This window comes from Actinosynnema sp. CA-299493, from assembly GCF_050946825.1.
Classification (GTDB): domain Bacteria; phylum Actinomycetota; class Actinomycetes; order Mycobacteriales; family Pseudonocardiaceae; genus Actinosynnema.
The window spans coordinates 2,320,784-2,340,524 of record NZ_CP191993.1 but is presented as its reverse complement, the minus strand read 5'-3'; the positions used below and the strand labels follow the sequence as shown (position 1 = coordinate 2,340,524).

At 73.0% G+C, this 19,741-nt stretch carries 19 protein-coding genes; 8 read left to right on the top strand and 11 right to left on the bottom strand.

Going from position 1 to position 19,741, the window contains the following annotated elements; genetic code table 11:
* Positions 1–57: 57 nt before the first annotated feature.
* From arfA to ACQPYE_RS11230, 4 genes are all read right to left on the bottom strand, one after another.
* Positions 58–1,563, bottom strand: a complete 1,506-nt coding sequence (gene arfA, locus ACQPYE_RS11245) for an arabinosylfuranosidase ArfA (RefSeq protein ID WP_498721041.1) — start codon at positions 1,561–1,563, stop codon at positions 58–60.
* Positions 1,564–1,570: 7 nt separating this feature from the next.
* Positions 1,571–2,437, bottom strand: a complete 867-nt coding sequence (locus tag ACQPYE_RS11240) for a carbohydrate ABC transporter permease (protein WP_498721040.1) — start codon at positions 2,435–2,437, stop codon at positions 1,571–1,573.
* Positions 2,434–3,414 (bottom strand): carbohydrate ABC transporter permease, encoded by a 981-nt coding sequence (locus ACQPYE_RS11235; RefSeq protein WP_498721039.1) that lies wholly within the window; start codon positions 3,412–3,414, stop codon positions 2,434–2,436. The genes ACQPYE_RS11240 and ACQPYE_RS11235 overlap by 4 nt, the downstream gene beginning before the upstream one ends.
* 67 nt (positions 3,415–3,481) lie before the next feature.
* The gene (locus tag ACQPYE_RS11230; protein ID WP_498721038.1) at positions 3,482–4,795 is read right to left on the bottom strand and encodes an ABC transporter substrate-binding protein; all 1,314 of its coding nucleotides are present in this window, start codon (positions 4,793–4,795) and stop codon (positions 3,482–3,484) included.
* Positions 4,796–5,175: 380 nt separating this feature from the next.
* Between ACQPYE_RS11230 and ACQPYE_RS11225 the strand changes: the two genes are divergently transcribed.
* The 3 genes from ACQPYE_RS11225 to ACQPYE_RS11215 all read left to right on the top strand — a co-directional run bounded on the left by ACQPYE_RS11225 (position 5,176) and on the right by ACQPYE_RS11215 (position 8,435).
* Positions 5,176–6,207 (top strand): LacI family DNA-binding transcriptional regulator, encoded by a 1,032-nt coding sequence (locus tag ACQPYE_RS11225; protein WP_498721037.1) that lies wholly within the window; start codon positions 5,176–5,178, stop codon positions 6,205–6,207.
* Positions 6,208–6,354: 147 nt separating this feature from the next.
* Entirely contained in the window at positions 6,355–7,032 is a 678-nt protein-coding gene (locus ACQPYE_RS11220; RefSeq protein ID WP_498721036.1) for a response regulator transcription factor, read from the top strand.
* Positions 7,029–8,435 (top strand): sensor histidine kinase, encoded by a 1,407-nt coding sequence (locus ACQPYE_RS11215; protein WP_498721035.1) that lies wholly within the window; start codon positions 7,029–7,031, stop codon positions 8,433–8,435. Before ACQPYE_RS11220 ends, ACQPYE_RS11215 begins: the two co-directional genes overlap by 4 nt.
* A gap of 105 nt (positions 8,436–8,540) precedes the next feature.
* Here ACQPYE_RS11215 and ACQPYE_RS11210 read toward each other — a convergent pair whose 3' ends face one another.
* Together ACQPYE_RS11210 and ACQPYE_RS11205 are read right to left on the bottom strand one after the other, a co-directional pair.
* On the bottom strand, positions 8,541–9,200 hold the full coding sequence (locus tag ACQPYE_RS11210) for a response regulator (protein WP_498721034.1): 660 nt from the start codon (positions 9,198–9,200) through the stop codon (positions 8,541–8,543).
* Positions 9,197–10,339 carry a sensor histidine kinase gene (locus ACQPYE_RS11205; RefSeq protein WP_498721033.1) on the bottom strand — a complete coding sequence of 381 codons (1,143 nt, stop codon included), beginning with the start codon at positions 10,337–10,339 and terminating at the stop codon, positions 9,197–9,199. The genes ACQPYE_RS11210 and ACQPYE_RS11205 overlap by 4 nt, the downstream gene beginning before the upstream one ends.
* A 156-nt stretch (positions 10,340–10,495) precedes the next feature.
* On the opposite strand from ACQPYE_RS11205, the gene ACQPYE_RS11200 reads away from it, so the two are divergent.
* The 3 genes from ACQPYE_RS11200 to ACQPYE_RS11190 are packed head-to-tail and all read left to right on the top strand — an operon-like array spanning position 10,496 to position 13,634.
* On the top strand, positions 10,496–11,422 hold the full coding sequence (locus tag ACQPYE_RS11200) for an ABC transporter ATP-binding protein (protein ID WP_498721032.1): 927 nt from the start codon (positions 10,496–10,498) through the stop codon (positions 11,420–11,422).
* Positions 11,419–12,906: an ABC transporter permease subunit gene (locus ACQPYE_RS11195; protein WP_498721031.1), complete on the top strand. Its 1,488-nt coding sequence runs from the start codon at positions 11,419–11,421 to the stop codon at positions 12,904–12,906. Before ACQPYE_RS11200 ends, ACQPYE_RS11195 begins: the two co-directional genes overlap by 4 nt.
* A complete protein-coding gene (locus ACQPYE_RS11190) occupies positions 12,903–13,634 on the top strand; it encodes an ABC transporter permease (protein WP_498721030.1) in 732 nt (243 codons plus the stop codon). Before ACQPYE_RS11195 ends, ACQPYE_RS11190 begins: the two co-directional genes overlap by 4 nt.
* 13 nt (positions 13,635–13,647) lie before the next feature.
* Here the strand turns inward: ACQPYE_RS11190 and ACQPYE_RS11185 are convergent, their stop codons facing one another.
* Complete coding sequence (locus ACQPYE_RS11185; protein ID WP_498721029.1) at positions 13,648–14,022, bottom strand: hypothetical protein; 375 nt, start codon at positions 14,020–14,022, stop codon at positions 13,648–13,650.
* 80 nt (positions 14,023–14,102) lie between these two features.
* On the opposite strand from ACQPYE_RS11185, the gene ACQPYE_RS11180 reads away from it, so the two are divergent.
* Positions 14,103–14,432 (top strand): DUF8129 domain-containing protein, encoded by a 330-nt coding sequence (locus tag ACQPYE_RS11180; RefSeq protein WP_498721028.1) that lies wholly within the window; start codon positions 14,103–14,105, stop codon positions 14,430–14,432.
* A gap of 346 nt (positions 14,433–14,778) precedes the next feature.
* Here ACQPYE_RS11180 and ACQPYE_RS11175 read toward each other — a convergent pair whose 3' ends face one another.
* A complete protein-coding gene (locus ACQPYE_RS11175; RefSeq protein WP_498721027.1) occupies positions 14,779–15,516 on the bottom strand; it encodes a response regulator in 738 nt (245 codons plus the stop codon).
* Positions 15,513–16,619, bottom strand: a complete 1,107-nt coding sequence (locus ACQPYE_RS11170; protein WP_498721026.1) for a sensor histidine kinase — start codon at positions 16,617–16,619, stop codon at positions 15,513–15,515. The genes ACQPYE_RS11175 and ACQPYE_RS11170 overlap by 4 nt, the downstream gene beginning before the upstream one ends.
* 135 nt (positions 16,620–16,754) lie before the next feature.
* Here ACQPYE_RS11170 and ACQPYE_RS11165 point away from each other — a divergent pair, with 135 nt between their 5' ends.
* Positions 16,755–17,945 (top strand): serine hydrolase domain-containing protein, encoded by a 1,191-nt coding sequence (locus ACQPYE_RS11165; RefSeq protein WP_498721025.1) that lies wholly within the window; start codon positions 16,755–16,757, stop codon positions 17,943–17,945.
* A 48-nt stretch (positions 17,946–17,993) separates the two neighbouring features.
* Here the strand turns inward: ACQPYE_RS11165 and ACQPYE_RS11160 are convergent, their stop codons facing one another.
* Both ACQPYE_RS11160 and ACQPYE_RS11155 read right to left on the bottom strand, forming a co-directional pair.
* Positions 17,994–18,623 (bottom strand): response regulator, encoded by a 630-nt coding sequence (locus tag ACQPYE_RS11160; protein ID WP_498721024.1) that lies wholly within the window; start codon positions 18,621–18,623, stop codon positions 17,994–17,996.
* Complete coding sequence (locus ACQPYE_RS11155) at positions 18,620–19,660, bottom strand: sensor histidine kinase (protein WP_498721023.1); 1,041 nt, start codon at positions 19,658–19,660, stop codon at positions 18,620–18,622. The genes ACQPYE_RS11160 and ACQPYE_RS11155 overlap by 4 nt, the downstream gene beginning before the upstream one ends.
* Positions 19,661–19,741 lie beyond the last annotated feature (81 nt).

The following is a 19,741-nucleotide window of genomic DNA, read 5'->3' as shown; positions in this document are numbered from 1 at the left end:
TGAACTCACGCCTTCCGAACGTAGGACTCTCGCGGCGTGGACGTAGGACTCTCGGGGTCAGGAGGTGCGGGCGAGGCGCACGGCGGTCCAGGAGACCGGTGGGAGGACGACGTGCAGGTCGCCGTCGGCGATGGTGGCGGTCTGCGGCTGCGGCACGACGCGGTCCGGATCGGCCTCGGTGTTGGTGGCCGATCCGTCCGGGTCGTGCACGGTCCACGCCTCGGCCACCTCGACGTCGCCGAACGCGGCCAGCGCGACCGTCAGGTCGACCGGCTCGGACCGGTGCCGGTTGACCACGAACACCACCGTGTCGCCGGTCTCCTGGTCGTGCGTGGCGACCGAGTCGACCACCGGGACGTCGCCGAAGCGCTTGGTCGAGTACGTCGGCGAGGACGTCTCCACCCGCAGCACCTCCCCCCGCGCCAGCCGCGACGTCAGCGCGAACGGGTGGAACGTCGTCTGCCGCCACGCCGGGCCGCCCGGCTCGCTGCGGATCGGCGCGATCACGTTCACCAGCTGCGCCTGGCACGCCACCGCCACCCGGTCGCTGTGGCGCAGCAGCGAGATCAGCAGGTTGCCGACGACCACGGCGTCGGTGACGTCGTACTGGTCCTCGATGACCCGCGGCGCGACCTCCCACTCCGTGCGCGGCTCGGCCTGGAACCGCTTCATGTACCAGACGTTCCACTCGTCGAACGAGAGCGTGATCTTCTTCTTGCTCTTGAGCCGCGCGCCGACCGCGTCCGCGGTGGCCACCACGCTGTCGATGAAGTGGTCCATGTCCGCGGCGGAGGCCAGGAAGCTGTCCACGTCGCCGTCGAGCACCTCGTAGTAGGCGTGCAGCGAGATGTGGTCCACCTCGTCGTACGCCAGTTCCAGCACGGTGGACTCCCACTCGCCGAACGTCGGCATGGACGAGCTGGAGCTGCCGCACGCCACCAGCTCCAGGTCCGGTTCGGCCTGCCGCAGCGCGCGGGCCGTCTCGGCGGCCAGCCGGCCGTACTCGTGGGCGGTCTTGTGGCCGAGCTGCCACGGGCCGTCCAGCTCGTTGCCCAGGCACCACAGCTTCACGCCGTGCGGCTTCTCGGAGCCGTTCTCGCGGCGCAGGTCCGACAGGTGCGTGCCGCCTTCGTGGTTCAGGTACTCGTGCACGTCGAGCGCCTCCGCGACACCGCGCGTGCCGAGGTTCACCGCGTACATGACCTCGACGTCGGCCTTGCGCGCCCAGCGGACGAACTCGTCGACGCCGACCTCGTTGGTCTCCAGGCTGTGCCAGGCGAGCTCACGGCGCACGGGTCGCCGCGAGACGGGGCCGACGCCGTCCTCCCAGCGGTAGCCGGAGACGAAGTTGCCGCCGGGGTAGCGGACCAGCTCGACCCCCATCTCACGGGTCAGCTCCAGCACGTCGCCCCGGAAACCGTCCTCGTCGGCGGTCGGGTGGCCGGGTTCGTAGATGCCGGTGTAGACGCACCGGCCCATGTGCTCGACGAACGACCCGAAGAGCCGGCGTCGCACGGGCGCGATGACGTAGTCGGGGTTGAGGGCGAGAGAGGCGTTGAGCACGGTGCTCCTACTTCAGGGCGCCTGCCGCCGCACCGCTGCGCCAGAAGCGCTGCAGCAGGACGAAGGCGACGATGAGCGGGACGATGGCCAGCAGTGAGCCGGTCACCACGAGGTTGAACAGCATCCGGGTGCCTGCCTCCTGCTGGGCGGTGTTGAACCAGGTGGTCAGACCCACGGTAAGGGGGTAGAGGTCGGCGTCGCTGAGCATCACCAGCGGCAGGAAGTAGTTGTTCCAGGTCGCGACCAGGGTGAACAGGAAGACGGTGACGAGGGCGGGCCGCATCATCGGCACCGCGATCTGCCAGAAGACGCGCAGCTCGCCCGCCCGGTCGATGCGGGCCGCGTCGATCAGCTCCACCGGCACGCTCTCGTCCACGTACACGCGGATCAGGTACACGCCGAACGGGCTGAGCAGCGACGGCAGGATGACCGCCCACATCGTGTCGACGAGCTCCACCTCGGACAGGATCAGGTACGTCGGCAGCACCAGCGCGGTGGCCGGCACCATGATCATGCCCAGCAGCGCCGTCTCGAACAGCCTCTTGCCCGGGAACCGGAACCGGGCCAGGCCGTAGCCCGCCGCCGCCGCGAGCGCCGTCGCGCCCACCGCGCTCAGACCGGAGTACAGCGCGGTGTTGACCAGCCACTTGCCGTAGGCGCCGTCGTCCTCGCGGAACAGCAGCCCGATGTTCTCGAACAGGTTGAACTCGGCGAACCACAGCGCGGGGCTGTCGAGCAGGTCGGGCTGGCTCTTGGTGGCCGCGACGAGCACCCAGAGCAGCGGGACGAGGAAGTACAGGATGCCGACGCCCATCAGCAGGTGCGGGAGCCGGGTGTTCACCCTGGGCCGGTCTTCGGCTTTGCCGAGGGTCATGCGCGCTTCCCCCGCCTGCGGTTGTTGACGAACACGAACGCGTAGGCCACCACGAACACCAGGAAGCCGAGCGCGAAGGACAGCGCGGCGGAGTAGTGGAAGTCCGAGTAGGCGAACGCCTGGTTGTAGGCGTAGAGGTTCGGCGTGTACCCGGCCGAGATCTGCGGCGCGAACCTGGCCATGATCTGCGGCTCGGTGAAGAACTGCATGGTGCCGATGACGGTGAAGATCGCGGCCAGCGTGATGGCCTGCCTGATCGCCGGCACCTTGACCCGCAGCGCGACCTGCACCGGCGTGGCGCCGTCGATCACCGCGGCCTCGTGCATCTCGCGCGGCACGCCCTGCAACGCCGAGTACAGGATGATCATGTTGTAGCCGGTCCACGCCCACGTCACGATGTTGCCCAGCGACACCAGCAGCAACGAGGTGCCGAAGAAGTCGATCGGGTCGCCGCCGAGGAGCGTCGGCAGGTCCGCGAACGGGCCGAACGTGCGGCTGTAGAGGAAGCCCCACATGAGCGCACCGACGACGGCGGGCACGGCGTAGGGCATGAACGCGATGAGCCGGAACGCCAGGGCGACCTTCGTGGTCACGGCGTCCAGCACGAGCGCGCCCGCGAGCGCGATGCCGAGCATGACCGGGATCTGCACGAGTCCGAAGAGGACGACCCGCAGCAGGCCGTCCAGCAGCAGCGGGTCGGTGAACGCGCGCACGTAGTTGTCGATGCCGCTGAACCGCGTGCCGAGGGCGAGGCTCCGGCTGGACAGGCTGAGCCAGAACGCGTAGCCCAGCGGCACCACCAGGAACGCGACGACGACGAGGAAGAACGGCAGGACGAACAGCATCCCGGCCACCGGGTGCGCGGTGACCCGGCGTGACCTGCGCCGGGCGCGGGATTCGACGGGCGCGACCGGTCCGACCCGCGTGACCGGCGGGTCGTCGGCCTCGGACGCCGTGATCGGCGTGGACCGCGTCACGGTGGACCTCCTGACTTGGCCTGGGCCCGCCGCGGCGTCGAGCTCGCCGCGACGGGCCGCCGGAGCGCTACTGGCTGACCTTGAAGCCCTGCTGCTCGGCGTAGGCGACGACGTTCTTCTGCGTCTCCGCCAGCACCGTGCTCCACGGCCTGCTGCCCGACATGGCCTCGGCGCCGCGGTCGTTCAGCTCGCCGTACACGAAGTCCTGGAACGGCGTGAACTGGAAGTCGCCCAGCTTCTCCGACACCGGCACGAAGATCTCGTTCACCTTCTGGCCGGCGAAGAAGTCGTACGCCTTGCCGGTGAACGCCGGGTCCGCCGCGACGTCCTTGACCAGCGGGTAGAGGAACGCCTTGTCCAGGCCGATGTCCCAGGCGGCCTTGGACTTGCCGAACAGCTCGCGCGCCACGGTGGTGGCCGCCTTCGGGTTCTTGGCCTGCTTGGTCACGGTGAACGTGGAGCCGCCCCAGTCACCCTGCTCGTCGGCGCCCGCGTTCCACTGCGGCATCGGCGCGACCGCCCACTTGCCCGCCGTGTTCTTCAACGAGCCCGCCAGGTAGCCGGGCGTCCAGCCGGCCGCGGCCCACGTCCAGTACTTGCCGGAGTCCAGCGCGGCGGTGGCGTCGGCGGTGAAGAACGGGTCCTTGGCCATGAGGCCCTTGTCGACCAGGTCACCGACCAGGTCGACCACGCGCTCGCACTCCGGCGCGGTCAGGTTGATCCGCACCTGGTCCTTGGCGGTGGTGTGCGAGTAGCCGTAGGGGCGGCAGCCGGACTGCCACATCAGGCCGTTGAGCCAGCCGCCGTCGCTGCCGAAGCTCGCGATGTGCGCGTCGGGGTCGGCCGCCTTGATCTTCACGGCCGCCTCGGCGTACTCGGCCCACGTGACCGGCACCGGGATGCCGTGCTGGTCGAACAGGTCCTTGCGGTACATCAACGCCATCGGGCCGCCGTCGACCGGGATCGCGTAGACCTTGTCGCCGTCGGTGGCCTGCTCCCACGCCCACTCGGCGTACCGGCCCTCGTCCTCGTTGGCGCCGTGCTCGCCCATGTCCGCCAGGGCGTCGAGGATGATGAACGTGGGGATCTGCTGGAACTCCACCATGGCCACGTCCGGCGCGCCCTTGCCCGCGGTGATGGCGGTCTTGAGCTTGGCGTAGTGGTCCGCCCCGGTGCCCGCGTTGGTCCACTCGACCTTGATGTCGGGGTGACTGGCGTTGAACGCCTCGACCACCCCCTTGAACTCCGGGTACCAGGCCCAGACGGACACCGTCACGGGTCCGCCGTCGTCACCGCCTGCCCCGCCGCACGCCGCCGCGGCGAGCAGGCCGCAGGCGGCGAGCCCCCCTCGGAGTTTCGCCGTCCATGTGGTGCCGAGCATGAGTGCGCCTTCCCGTCGCGCATGCGTCCGGGCATGCACGACCACGATCACGGTGCGTGAACGAGACGGACAGGGTGAGCGGCGACCCCACGAGGCTCGAACTGGTGCCTGGAGGCCGGGTCCGGGTGTCGCGCCACGGCCGGTGGGTCCTGGGGACCCCACCGTGGCTGCCGCCGTGGCACCGGGTGTTGCTGCGCTGCAAAGCACTATGGACGGCGTTTTGCCGCGCTGCAAGACCTCACCTGAACGTAACTCAAACGATATTTGAGACGGCTGCTCCCACCCGGCCGTCGGGACTTGTCGTGACGGGAGCTGCGATGCACACTCCTTTGCAGCGCTGTAGCGGTAGGGCCGCCGCGCCGGTCCGACGGAGGAGAACGATGCGCGACGCCACGCTGCGTGACGTAGCAGAGCTCGCGGGCGTGTCCGCGCGGACGGTCTCGAACGTGGTCAACGGCTACGCCAAGGTCACCGAGCGGACCCGCGAGAAGGTGGAGCGGGCCATCGCGGAGCTGGGCTACCGGCCGAACGTGCTGGCCCGCAACCTGGCCAACGGCCGGTCCGGGCAGATCGCCGTGGTCGTGCCGTACCTGGACACGCCGTACTTCGCGGAGCTGTTGCAGGCCATCATCCCCAGGGCGCGCGAGCGCGGCTACAACGTCCTGATCGACCAGACCGACGGCGACCCGGCGCACGAGCGCGAGCTGATCCGGCGCGGCGCGCGGGCGCTGCTGTTCGACGGCATGATCTTCAGTCCGCTCGGGCTGGCGCAGGAGGACCTGGACGACGGCGACCCCACGCTGCCGCTGGTCGTCCTGGGCGAGCGGTCCTCCAACGGCACGTTCGACCACGTGGGGATCGACGACGTGGCGGCGTCGCGGGAGGCGACCGCGCACCTGATCGGCCTGGGCAGGCGGCGGATCGCGGCCATCGGCGACCAGCCGTACCCGACCGGCGAGGCGGCGCAGCTGCGCACGCTGGGCTACCGGCAGGCGCACGCCGAGGCCGGGTTGCCGGTGGACGAGTCGTTGGTGATCCGCACCCCGAGGTTCAACCGGGCCGATGGCTCGGGCGCGATGCGCCTGCTGCTCGACCGGGACGACCCGCCGGACGCCGTGTTCTGCTACAGCGACCTGGTCGCGCTCGGCGCGCTGCACGAGGTGCTGGAACGCGGGCTGCGCGTGCCCGAGGACATCGCCCTCATCGGGTACGACGACATCGAGGAAGGTCGCTACTCCAACCCGACGATCAGCACCATCTCGCCGGACAAGGTGACCATAGCGACCACGGCGGTGGAGCGGCTGCTCGCGCGCATCGGTAGCACCGAGCCGTTGCCGGGCGTCGAGGTGCGCGCCGCGCACAAGCTCATCGCCCGCCAGAGCACCCTGGGCCGCCGCACCCCCTCGCCCTGACCCGAACGTTCAACTCACCTGTCCCGAACGTAGGACTCTCGCGCGAGTCCTGCGTTCGGAGCGCGCGCGGGGTGCCTGAAGCCGTCCTGAAGGAACCTGAAGCGGACTTCAGGCGCCGTTCGGGCGGGTCACGGCATAGTTGCGCCCATGCGGGTACTGGTGGTCGAGGACGACCGGCGGTTGGCGGAGCTGCTCAGCCGCGGCCTCGCCGCGGAGGGGTTCGCGGTCGACCTGGAGCACGACGGCCGGGACGGGTTGCGGCGGGCCGTCGAGCACGCCTACGAGGTGATCGTGCTCGACGTGATGCTGCCGTCCCTGAACGGCTACCGCGTGTGCGAGCGGCTGCGCGCGGCCGACGTGTGGACGCCGATCCTCATGCTCACGGCGAAGGACGGCGAGCTCGACGAGGCCGAGGGCCTCGACACCGGCGCGGACGACTACCTGACCAAGCCGTTCTCCTACGTCGTCCTGGTGGCCCGGCTGCGCGCGCTCGTCCGGCGCGGCGGGGTGGCCCGCCCGGCCGTGCTGCGCGCGGGCGACCTCGAACTGGACCCGGCGCTGCGCGCCTGCCGCCGTCGTGGCGTGCCGATCCCGTTGACCGCCAAGGAGTTCGCGGTGCTGGAGTTCCTGGTGCGCCACCGCGACCAGGTGGTCACCAGGACCGAGATCATCCGGGGTGTGTGGGACTCGGCGCACGACCCGGACCCGAACCTGGTCGAGGTCTACGTCTCCACCCTGCGGCGCAAGGTCGACGCGCCGTTCGGACGGCGCAGCATCACCACCGTCCGGGGCGTCGGGTACTGCGTGCGGGATGAGGGCCGGTGAGCCGGTTCCGGTCGTTGCGGTTCGGCGTGACGGTGGTGGCGACGGTGGTGATCGCACTGCCGCTGCTCGGGATCGCCGCCGTGGCCTCGGTGTTCCTGCGCGACCAGGCGATGCGGTTCGACACCGCGGCGAACAAGATCACCGTCATCTGCCTGTCCGGCTCGCTCAGCGCCGACGCCTCGGGCGCGGCGAACCGGCGGACCTCCGGCACGGTGTCGCTGGGCGACGAGTGCGCGGCCGGCGAGCACGAGATCGCGATCACCTCGAAGCGGATCGGGGACCACCCCGTCCCGGGCCTCGCGGACGCCGACCGGGTCGTGTTCTACGAGGCGCGGTACAGCTCCTCAGCGGAGATCCCGCAGCTGTCGCTGTGGCCGTTCACCGATCCGTTCGCCATCGACGCCCGGCAGCTGACCGACACCGGCGAGATCGGCCCGAGCAGGCCCGCGGCGGGCCTGTCCCGGTGGTGGCGGGACGACCTGGTCGCGGCGCAGGCGACGCTGAACGGCCGGGTGCTGGGCCTGGTCGGCGGCGCGCTGCTGCTCACCGGCCTGTTCGCGTTCGTGGTGTGGTTCGCCACGGGCCGGGTGCTGCGGCCGGTCGAGGCCATCCGGCGGGAGGTCGCCGACATCACCGGGCACGACCTGTCCCGCCGGGTGCCCGTGCCGGGCACGCGCAACGAGATCGCCCGCCTGGCAGGCACGGTGAACACCACGCTGGACCGGTTGCAGGCGGCCGTGGAGGAGAACCGGCGCTTCGTCGCCGACGCGTCGCACGAGCTGCGCAGCCCCATCGCCGCGCTGCGGGCCGAGCTGGAGATCGCGCACGCCCACCCGGACCTGACCGGCCGGCGGGCCGTGGTGGACGGTGCCCTCCAGGACACCTACCGCCTGCAACACCTGGCCGACGACCTGCTGACGCTCGCCCGGCTCGACCACGCGCCCGCCACCGCCGTGACCGGACCGGTGGACCTGGCCGGGCTGGTGCGCGCGGAAACCGACCGCCACCGCTCCCGCCACACCGTGACGACCGATGTGGCCGACCACCCGGTCCACGTGCGCGGCAGCCGTTCCCTGCTGGCCCGCCTGCTCGGCAACCTGCTGGACAACGCCGAACGCCACGCCGGAGCCCGGATCGCGGTCCGGCTGACGGTCCTGGGCCAGGTCGCGCTGCTGGACGTGGTGGACGACGGCCCGGGCATCCCGCCCGAGGACCGCGAGCGCGTCTTCGAGCGCTTCACGCGCCTGGACGACGCCCGCACCAGGGAGACCGGTGGCACCGGCCTCGGTCTGCCCATCGCCCGCCGCATCGCCCGGCTGCACCACGGCACGCTCGACGCGCACGACGCGCCCGACCACGACGGCGCCCGCTTCACCGCCGTCCTGCCGCTCGACCCGGTCTGACCGCGGGCACGCGGGACGACCCCGGGCCACCGAGAAGAAGTCGACCCGGTCTGACCGCGGGAGCGCGGGACGACCGCAGGCCGCCGACAAGAAGTCGACGCGGGTCTAACCGCGGGAGCGCGGGACGACCAGGCCCGACTCGTAGGCGGCGACCACCGCCTGGGTGCGGTCGCGCAGGCCCAGCTTGCCCAGCACCCGGCTCACGTGCGTCTTCACCGTCTCCTCCGTCACCACCAGCCGGGCCGCCACCTCCGTGTTCGACAGGCCCTCCGCGATCAGCCGCAGCACCTGGGTCTCCCGTGGCGTGAGGGTGGACAGCGCGGTCGCGGGCGCGGGCGGCTCGGGTCGCAGGCGGGTGAACTCGCCGATCAGCCGGCGGGTGACGGTCGGCGCCAGCAGCGCCTCGCCGGCCGCGATGACCCGCACCGCGTCGAACAGCCGCTCCGCCGTCACGTCCTTGAGCAGGAAGCCGCTGGCGCCCGCGCGCAACGCGTCGTAGACGTGCTCGTCCAGGTCGAACGTGGTCAGGATCAGCACCCTCGGCCCGTCCGCGAGCCGCCGCGTGGCCTCGATGCCGTCCACGCCCGGCATCCGCACGTCCATCAGCACCACGTCGGGTGACAGCTCCCGGCAGACCCGCACCGCCTCGCCGCCGTCGGACGCCGTGCCGACGACGGTGAAGTCGGGCTGCGTGTCGAGCAGCGCGGCGTACCCGGTGCGGATCACCTGGTGGTCGTCGGCGACCACGATCCGGACGGCGCTCACCCGGCCGCCCCCGCCGGGAGGCTGGCCTCGACGAGGAACCCGCCCACGGCCGTCGTGCCCGTGCGCAACCGGCCGCCGACCGCCGCCGCCCGCTCGCGCATGCCGGTCAACCCGTGCCCGCCGGACGGCGACGCGACGCGGAGGCCCGGCCCGTTGTCCCTGATGCGCAACCGCAACGCCTCCTCGGTGTAGTGCAGCTCCACGTCGACCGCCGCGCCGGGCGCGTGCCGCCGCGCGTTGGTGAGGGCTTCCTGGACGATCCGGTACGCGGCCAGTTCCACGCCGGGGTCCAGCGCAGCCGGCGTGCCGGAGACGATGAGCCGCGCGCTCGCGCCGGAGGTGTCGCGCACGTCGTCGAGCAGGTCGGTGAGCTGCCGCAACCCGGGCTGCGGGCGCCGGTCCGCGACCTCCTCCGGCACGTCCTCCCGCAGCACGCCCAGCAGCCGCCGCATCTCGGTCAGCCCGGCCCGCGCGGTGTCGCCGATCTCCGAGAGCCGCTGCGCGCCGGCGGCGGGCATGCCGGGCGTGGTCAGCCGGGCCGTCTCCGCCTGCACCGCGATCATCGAGATGTGGTGCGCGACGACGTCGTGCAGCTCGCGGGCGATCCGGGCCCGTTCACCCCGCGCGGTGTGCTCCAGCAGGCTCCCGGCGACGGCCTGCCGGGCGGCCCGGTGCACCAGCGCCTCGCCGCGCGCCCACTGGGCGACCCCGACCCACCCCGCCGCCAGTCCCGACGCCGCCGCCAGCACGGTCACCGCGTCCGCGGCGCGCACGAGGGCCAGCGCCAGGTAGGGCGCGGCCAGGCAGGTCGCCAGGACCTGCCCGCCCACCCGTCCCAGCCGGTAGAGCACGATCAGCTGCGCGCCGAGCCCCGCCGCCGTGAGGCCGTGGAACAACCCGAGCGACAGCACGCCCGCCGCCGACACCGCGACCGCGGCGGGCGCCGGTCGCAGGAACGCCGCCGGCGCGGTGGTCGCCAGGGCCAGCACCCCGAGCACCAGGACCAGCCGCGAATCCGCGCCGCCGGCCACCGCCCGGACCACCGCCTCGCCCACCGCGCCCACGCCCAGCGGCGCCACGGCGGCCACCGGCACGTGCGGGCCGTCGGCCAGCCGCCGGGCCCACCCCTCTTCGCTCACCCGGTCATTGTCGTCGCCGATCTGTCCCGACGCGTCACCGCAGGTGGTGACCCCGGCATCCCCCTCAGGAGGGATGGCCCTCCCCCACGTCAGCGAGGCGGGGACGGCTCTCCCGCGTGACGACCGGACCCGGGCCGCGCTCCTAGCCTTCGCGGCATGGAAGCAACCATCGAAGTCTCCGGGCTGCGCAAGCGGTACGGGACGACCGCGGCACTGGACGGGATGACGTTCACCGTCGCACCGGGCAAGGTCACCGGCTTCGTCGGGCCCAACGGCGCGGGCAAGTCCACCACGATGCGGGTGATCCTGGGGCTCGACTCGGTCGACGAGGGCCACGCGCTGGTCGGCGGCCGGCCGTACCGGACCCTGCGGCACCCGTTGCGGCAGGTCGGGTCGCTGCTGGACGCGTCGGCGCTCCAACCGAGCCGCACCGGCCGCAACCACCTGCTGTGGCTGGCCCACTCGCAGGGCCTCGGCGCGCGGCGGGTGGACGAGGTCGCGGAGCGGGTCGGCCTGACCTCGGCGATCCGGCGCAAGGCCGGCGGCTACTCGTTGGGCATGCGGCAGCGGCTGGGCATCGCGGCGGCGCTGCTCGGCGACCCTCCGGTGCTCGTGCTGGACGAGCCGGTCAACGGCATGGACCCCGAGGGCATCCGGTGGATGCGCGGTTTCCTGCGGTCGCTGGCGGCCGAGGGCCGGGCGGTGCTGGTGTCCAGCCACCTGATGAGCGAGTTGCAGGACACCGCCGACCACGTGGTCGTCGTGGGTCGCGGCAAGGTCATCGCGGACGTCGGCGTGGCCGAGCTGATCGAGACCGCGTCCGGTGACCGGGTCACGGTGCGCACCAGCGCGCGCACGCAGGCGATGACGGTGCTGGCCGGGGCGGGCGCGACGGTCGCCCTGACCGGGGCGGACACGCTCACCGTCGCCGGGCTGTCCGGTGAGCGGGTGGTGGAGCTGCTCGGCGAGGGCGCGGTCCCGTTCTCCGAGGTGTCGGCGCACCGCGCGTCCCTCGAAGAGGCGTACATGGAGCTGACCAGGGAAGCGGTCGAGTTCCACGCGTCCGGGGAGGCGTCCCGATGACCGGGTTCGGGCACGCGCTGCGGGCCGAGTGGACGAAGTTGCGCACCGTGCGCGGCTGGGTGTCCGGTCTGGTCGCGGCGGCGCTGGTGATCGTGCTGATGGGGTTGTTCGCGGCGGCGGCGAGCACCTTCTCGTGCAGCGGCCCGGACGGCCGGCCGTGCGCCGGCGCCACGCCCGTGCCGGGGCCGGGCGGCGAGCCGGTGGTCGACGCCTTCTCGTTCGCGCACCGGGCGTTCACCGGTGACGGCAGCATCACCGCGCGCGTGACGTCGCTGACCGCGGTGTCCGCTTCGGACGGTCAGCCGGACACACGACCGTGGACCAAGGGCGGGATCATCGTCAAGCGGGACCTCGCGCCGGGATCGCCGTACGCGGCGCTGACGCTGACCGGCGGGCACGGGGTGCGGTTGCAGCACGACTTCACCGGCGACGTCGCGGGCACGCTGCACGCGACGCCGAGCTGGCTGCGCCTCACCCGGTCGGGCGACACGATCACCGGCCACGAGTCGCCCGACGGCACGACCTGGCACCTCGTCGGCGCGGTCACCCTGCCCGGGTTGCCGTCGACCGTGCGGGCCGGGCTGTTCGCGGCCTCGCCCAACCACGAGGTGATCACCGAGTCGTTCGCCAGTGCCAGCGGTGACAGCCACCCCACGCTGGCGACCGCCGAGTTCGACCGGATCGACCTCCAGGGCTCGTGGCCCGACCGGCAGTGGGTCGGCGAGGTCGTGGGTGGCCGGGGTGAGCGCGCGGACGTCGAGGAGACCGCCGACGGCGTCACGGTCAGCGGGTCGGGCGACATCGCGCCGATCGTGGCCGGGCGGGGCGGTTTGGGCAAGACGGTCGAGGGTCGGCTGGTGGGCGCGTTCGCCGGGCTGATCGCGATCATCGTGGTGGCGGCCACGTTCATGACGTCGGAGTACCGGCGCGGCCTGATCCGCACCACCCTCAGCGCCGACTCCCGGCGTGGCCGGGTGCTGGCGGCGAAGTCGGTGGTGATCGCGGCGGCCACGTTCGTCACCGCGCTGGCCGCGGCCCTGGTCACGGTGCCGCTGGTCCGGGCGGTGGAGGTGGACAAGGGGTTCTTCCTGTTCCCCGTGCCGACCGCGACCGAGCTGCGGGTGGTCGTCGGCACGGCGGCGCTGCTCGCGGCGGCGGCGGTGCTCAGCCTGGCCGTCGGCGCCGTGACGCGGCGCAGCGCGGGCGCGGTGGCGGTGGTGGTCGTGGCGATCGTGCTGCCGTACATCCTGGCCATCGCGTCCGTGCTGCCGACCGGGCCGTCGGACTGGCTGCTGCGGGTCACGCCGGCCGCCGCGTTCGCCGTGCAGCAGAGCCTGCCGGAGTACCAGCAGGTCACGGCCGACTACGCGCCGGCGGACGGCTACTTCCCGTTGAGCCCGCTGGGTGGTTTCGCGGTGCTGTGCGGGTACACGGCGGTCGCGCTCGGGGTGGCGTTCCACGTGCTGCGGCGGAGGGACGCGTGAAGGCCGCGCTGCACGTGGAGTGGACGAAGCTGCGCACGGTGGCGGGCACCGCGTGGCTGCTGGCGGCCGTGGTGCTGCTGACCGCGGCGCTGGGTGTGACGGCGTCGGCGGCGTGCGGCGACGCGGGGTGCGGCGACCCGACGAAGACCAGCCTGACCGGGATCGCGTTCGGGCAGGCCGTGGTCGCGGTGCTGGCGGTGCTGGCGATGAGCGGCGAGTACGGCACGGGGATGATCCGGGTGACGTTCGCCGCGCTGCCGCGCCGGGCCACCGTGCTGGCCGCGAAGGGGGCCGTGGTCGGCGCGCTCGTGCTGGTGGCGGGCTCGGCGGCGGTGCTCGTGTCGGTGGTGTCGGGACGCGTCCTGTCGGGTGCCTCCGCGCTGTCGTCGGCGGACGTGCGCGCGGCCGTCGGCTCGGTGCTCTACCTGGTGCTGGTGGGTCTGCTGAGTCTGGGCGTGGCCACCGCGGTGCGTGACGCGGCAGCGGCCATCGGGGTGGTGCTCGGGCTGCTGTACCTGTTCCCGATCGTCGCCGCGGTGGTGTCCGACCCGGACTGGGTCAGGCGGTTGCAGCGGATCAGCCCGATGACGGCGGGACTGGCGGTGCAGGCCACCACGAACGTCGAGAGCCTGCCGATCAGCCCGTGGGCCGGCCTGGGTGTGCTCGGGCTGTGGGCGGGCGGCGCGCTGCTGGTCGGCGGTGTGGCGCTGCGGCTGCGCGACGCCTAGGACTTTGGTCGGCCTAGGACTTGGCCGGCCGGGGCAGCAGCAGGTGCACGGCGAAGGCCGCCACGGTCGTCAGGACCACTTGGTAGAGGATGGACGGACGCGGGTCGCTGCCGACCGTGAACACCGCGTCCAGCCCGGTCGTCGCGACACCGGCCAGGGTGAGCAGGCCGGTCACGTGCCAGCCGAAGAAGCCCGCCGCCCAGGCGACCAGCGGCCAGCGGTTGCGGTCGGGGCGGCGCAGCACCAGGTAGGTCGAGAACGCGGCGGCGGCGTTGAGGACCACGCCGACGACCACCAGTTCGGCCAGGTCGCCGGACAGCAGCGTGGAAAGCGTTTGCGCGACGACGAGCGCGATCATCGACCAGCAGCCGACCCGAATTTTGTCCACGGCGCGGATGCTAGGTCAACGAGGACGCCGGTGGGTCGAGGGCCGCGTTTGCCCGCCGATCGGCCGGGTAGCCGCCGAACATGAGCAACGACCTGCCCATCCCGGACTACGACCAGCTCGCCCTCGGTGACCTGCGGCACCGCATCCGCTCGCTCACGAAGGACCAGCTGGACCAGGTCTTGGACCACGAACGACAACACGGTGACCGCGTCCCGGTCGTGCAGGCGCTGACCGCACGACTGGCCGAGCTGGAGGAAGGTGCCGAGCCGTCCGGCGGTGATCAGCGCAACGCGCCGGGTGCCACGTCGACGTCGCACACCTCGCCCGTGTCGCCCGCCCACTCCCCCGACGACAACACTCCGTTGCGGCACGGTCAGGCCGGGCAGACGCCTTCCCGGGGCCGGCCCTGAGCCGAGCCGCCGGACGCGGGAGGGCACGGCGGTTCGGCGGTTGAGCCGTAGGCCGGCTCGATGCGCGTGTTGTTCACCTTCATCGGCGGGGTGGGGCACTTCCAGCCCTTGGTGCCGTTCGCCGCCGCCGTGGCCGCCGCCGGGCACACCGTCGCGGTCGCGGCGGGGCCGGATCGGCGCCGGGTGGTCGAGGCCGCCGGGTTCACCGCGATCCCGGTGGGTGAGGGGGCGGCCGGATGTGGTCGTGTGCGAGGAAGTGGACTTCGGCAGCGTGCTCGCGGCCGAGAAGCTCGACCTGCCCGAGCCCGCACGGGCGGTGCCGGCGTTGGAGCGGCCGGCCGGCTGACTACGTGGGCCGGTCGCGGGTGCCCGTCGGCACGATGAGGCCGCTCTCGTAGGCGACCACGACGGCCTGCGCGCGGCTGGACAGGGCCAGCTTGCCCATCATCCGCTTGACGTGCGTCTTCACCGTCGCCTCGCTGAGCACGAGGCGCTGGGCGATCTCGCCGTTGGTCAGCCCGTTGCCGACCAGCCGGAGCACCTCGGTCTCCCGCGCGGTCAGGGCGGCCAGCCGCGGCGCGCCGACGGCGGTGGCGCGGTGGTGCTGGGCGTAGGTCTCGATCAGCCGGTGGGTGATGTGCGGCGCGACCAGGATGTCGCCGGCGGCGATGGTGCGGACGGCGGAGATGATCCGCTCGGGCGGGGTGTCCTTGACCAGGAAGCCGGACGCGCCCTCGCCCAACGCGGTGTAGACGTACTCGGGCAGGTCGAACGTGGTCAGCACGACGATGCGCGGCGGGTCGTCGTCGGCCCGGTCCTGGTCCTGCTCCCGGTTCTGGTCCTGCTCCCGGTTCCGGTCCCGGTGCGCGGCGAGGATCGCGCGGGTGGCGGCGATGCCGTCCAGCACGGGCATCCGGATGTCCATCAGGATCACGTCGGGCGAGGTCCGCGCCGCCGCGGCCACGGCCTGCTCGCCGTCGGCGGCCTCGCCGACGACCTCGAAGCCCGGCGCGGCGGTGAACAGCGCGACCAGGCCCGCGCGGATGAGCGCCTGGTCGTCGACGACGAGCACGCGGATGGTCACCTCGCCGCCACCTCGCCCATCGGCAGCCGCAGGACCACGCCGAACCCGCCGTCGGCCGTCGGGCCGGCGGTGAGCACGCCACCGTACAGCTCGGCGCGTTCCCGCATCCCCCGGATGCCGTGCGCCTGGTGGCCGGGAGCGGCCGGTCGAGCCGCCCGGCCGTTGTCGGTCACCTTCAGCACCAACGTCTGCTCGCCGTAGTCGACGTCGATCCGCGCCTCGGCCCGCCCGGCGTGCTTCAGCACGTTGGTCAACGACTCCTGCACCACCCGGTAGGCGCACAGGTCCGGCCCCGGCTGGAGCTCGCGGGCCTCACCGGTGACGGTCACGTCCACCGGCAGCCCCGCGCCGCGCGCGCGTTCCACCAGCTCGTCCAAGGCCGCCAACCCGGGCTGCGGCCGGTAGTCGTCGTCGTGGTCCACGCGCAGCACGTCGAGCAGGCGGCGCATCTCGGTCAACGCCTCACGGCTCGTGTCGCCGACCGTGGTGATCGCCTTGCGCGCCGTCGCCAGGTCGGTGTCCAGCACGTACTGCGCCACCCCGGCCTGCAACGAGATCACCGACATGTGGTGCGCGACGATGTCGTGCAGCTCACGCGCGATGCGCACCCGTTCGTCCGCCACCGCCCGCGCCGCCTCCTCCGCCAGCCGCTCGGCCCGGTGCGCCCAGCGCCGCGTGCCCTCGCCGAGCATCCACGCGCCCATCACCACCAGCACCGACTGCGCCACCTCGGACCACGAGACCACGGCGACCCCGAGGACCGCCACGGCCACCACCACCGTCGTCACCGAGAACACGACCGCGGCGGTCGCCCGGGACCGCAGCGTGGCCACGGTGAACATGCCGACCAGCACACCGACCCCGGCGCTGGGCAGGCCGCCGAACGCGAACAGGCTGTAGGCCGCCACCGCGCCGAGCATGACCGCCACCGTGGCCAGCGGCGCGAGCTGGCGCAGCGCGATGGGCGCGACGGTGAGCGCGGCGAGCACGTACGCCACCCAGTCGACCGCGCCGGTCTGGTTCGCCGTGGTCACCACGGTCAACGTGGTCAGCACCACCGCGAGCAGCAGGTCCAGCCGGATCGGCGTGATTTTCGCCAGCACCCGCCCAACGTAGTGCCGGGCCGCGTCCCCCGTCGCCACCCTGTGGGTGGATCACCCGCTACCCCCAGAAGGGTAGGCGGACATGCCGTCGTAGGGCGACGACACGAGCACGCGGCGTGCCTAACGTTCGGTGACATGAAACGACTTCTCGCGACAGCGGTGATCGCGGCGCTGACCCTGACCGCGGCGGGCACGGCCAACGCCGAGCGCCGACCGGACACCAGGACCCTCCAACGGCACGCCGACGCGTTGTTGGCGCAAGGCGCGCCCGGCGTGCTGGTCGAAGTGGACACTCCACGCGGTGACGTGCGGGTGCGCAGCGGTTACGGCAACGTGGACCGGCGCACGCCCGTGCCGTGGCAGGCGAAGTTCCGCATCGGCAGCTACACCAAGACGTTCGTGGCGGCGACCGTGCTGCACCTGGTGGGCGAGGGCCGCATGTCGCTGGACGACACCGTCGAGCGGTGGCTGCCCGGTGTCGTCGCCGGCAACGGCAACGACGGCACGAAGATCACCGTGCGGCACCTGTTGCAGCACACCAGCGGCCTGAACAACTACGTGAGCCGGCTGCCGGAGCTGTTCTTGGAGGACGAGTTCGACGACGTCCGGTTCCGGACCTACCGACCGGAGGAGCTCGTCGCGCTCGCCGTGCGGGTGCAGCCGGACTTCCAGCCCGGCGAGCGGTGGAACTACTCCAACACCGGCTACGTCCTGGCCGGGATGATCATCGAACGCGTCACCGGCGACACCTGGCAGCACGAGGTGCGCACCCGTGTCATCGAGCCCCTCGGCCTGCGCGACACCTCCCTGCCGGGCACCTCGGCGTTCCTGCCCCGGCCGCACGCCACGGCGTACGAGCGGTTCCCGGAGAAGGGCTTGGACGCCGACCCGGACGACCCGCGGTACGGCCGGGCGCTCGACGTGACCCACTACAACCCGTCCTGGGGCGGCGCGGCCGGTGACATGATCAGCACCACCGAGGACGGCAACAAGTTCCTCAAGGCGCTGATCGGCGGCAAGGTGCTGCGGCCCGCGCAGCTCGCCGAGATGACGAAGACGGTGCGCGCGCCGAGCCTGGACCCGGCGTGGGCGGGCGCCGAGTACGGGCTCGGTCTCATGTGGATCCCGAACTCGTGCGGCGGCCACTGGGCGCACGGCGGCGACATCCCCGGCTTCATGACCCGCAACGGCGTGACGGCGGACGGCGAGCGCAGCGTGGTGGTGTCGGTCAACACCGACTCGATGGTGGCCGAGCCCGGCGCGCCCGACCTGGCGAAGGACACCACCGTGGACTTGATCGACCACGCGCTCTGCGGTCTGGAGTAGACCCAGGCCGGCGGTGGGGACGGCCTCACGGGCGTCCCCACCGCCGGGTCACGCCCGCGTGGCGTCCCGGACCAGCAGGGCCGCCTGCACCCGGTTCCGGCAGCCCAGCTTGGCCAGGATGCGGCTGACGTAGGTCTTGATCGTGGCCTCGCTCATGTGCACGCGGCGGCCCACCTCGGCGTTCGACAGCCCTTCCGCCACCAGCGCGACGATGTCCGACTCGCGCGGCGTGAGCACGGCCAGCCTGCGTGCCGCGTCCTCGTCGCGCCCGTCCACCGCGACCATCCCGAGCACGTGGCGCGTCACGGCGGGCGACAGGTACGCCTCGCCGGCGTGCACGGCCCGCACGGCGCGGATCAGCTCGTCCGGCGCGCAGTTCTTCAGCACGAACCCGTCGACCCCCTGCCGCAGCGCCAACCGCACGGTGGCCTCGTCGCCGAACGCGGTCAGCACCACCACCCGCGGCCCGTTCAGCGCGGCGGCGGCGGCCAGGCCGCCCATGACCGGCATGGCGAGGTCGAGGAGCGCCACGTCCACGCGGTGCCGGCGGGCGGCGTCCACGGCTTCCCGGCCGTCGCCGGCCACCGCGACCACGTCGAGGTCGCCCGCCGACTCCAGCACCGCCCGGATGCCCGCCGTGATCAGCGGCTCGTCGTCGGCGACCAGCACCTTGATCACGGGACGGCCCCGACCCGGTCCGGCGCCACGGGCAGCATCGCGACCAGCCGGAACCCGCCCGGCTCCGCGTGCACGCGCAGCAGGCCACCGGCCGATCGCACCCGTTCGGACAACCCCGCCAACCCCGTCCCCCCGGTGGCGCGGACCCGACCGCGCGTCGGGTTGGCCACGCCGAGCAGCAGCGCGTCGGGCTGCCAGGCCAGCGACACCACCACCGGCTCGCCGGGCGCGTGCCGGGCCGCGTTGGTCAGCCCCTCCTGCACGACCCGGTAGGCGGCGTGACCCGCGTCGCCGGTCGCGAGCGGTCGGGCGGGACCCGAGCGTTCGACGGTCACCTCGACGCCCGCGCGGCGGAACTGCGCCACCACGTCGTCGACGCCCTCCAGACCCGGCGATTCGCGGAGCGTGGCCACGACGGCGTGCAGCTCGTCCACGGCGGTGCGGGCGGCGTGCGCGAGGTTGCGCGCCACCGGGCGCTGGTCGGCCGGGAGCGGGGCCACCTCCAGCGCCGCCGCCTGCACCGAGACGAGGCTGAGCCACCGGCCGAGCGAGTCGTGCATGTCCACCGCGATGCGCCGCCGTTCCCGCGACCGCTCCCGCTCCGCGTGCAGCCGCCGTTCCCGGTCCAGCCGCTCGGCCTGCCTGGTGAAGTGCACGCCCGCGACCAGCGGCAACGCCACCAGCAGCGCGATGCGGGCCAGCGCGGGGTACGGCTCGGTCGCGGGCAGCGGCGTCGGCGCCAGCAGCACGATCGGGCAGCCGATCGCGGCGGCGGCGGTCAGGGCCAGCTGCCGGCGGGACGTCACGCGCCGTCCGGCCTGGTAGCCCGTGCACGCCAGCAGGGCCAGCGCGCCACCGGTGAGCAGCGCCGACGCCACCGCGATCGGGAACGCCACCAGCGGACGGCGGGTGGCCAGGAGCATCACCGCGGCGGTCAGCGCGGCCCACCCGGCCAGTCCCGCGGCCGACGTGCCCACCAGCCAGCCGAACCCCGTGTCGGCCACCACCACCGCGAGCAGCAGCGCAGTCCTCGCCATGGCCGCCACCCTAGTGCCGTGGCGGAGCCGTCCACTTTCGTCGACACCGCCGACGACGATCGCGAACAGCCACCGGTGGCC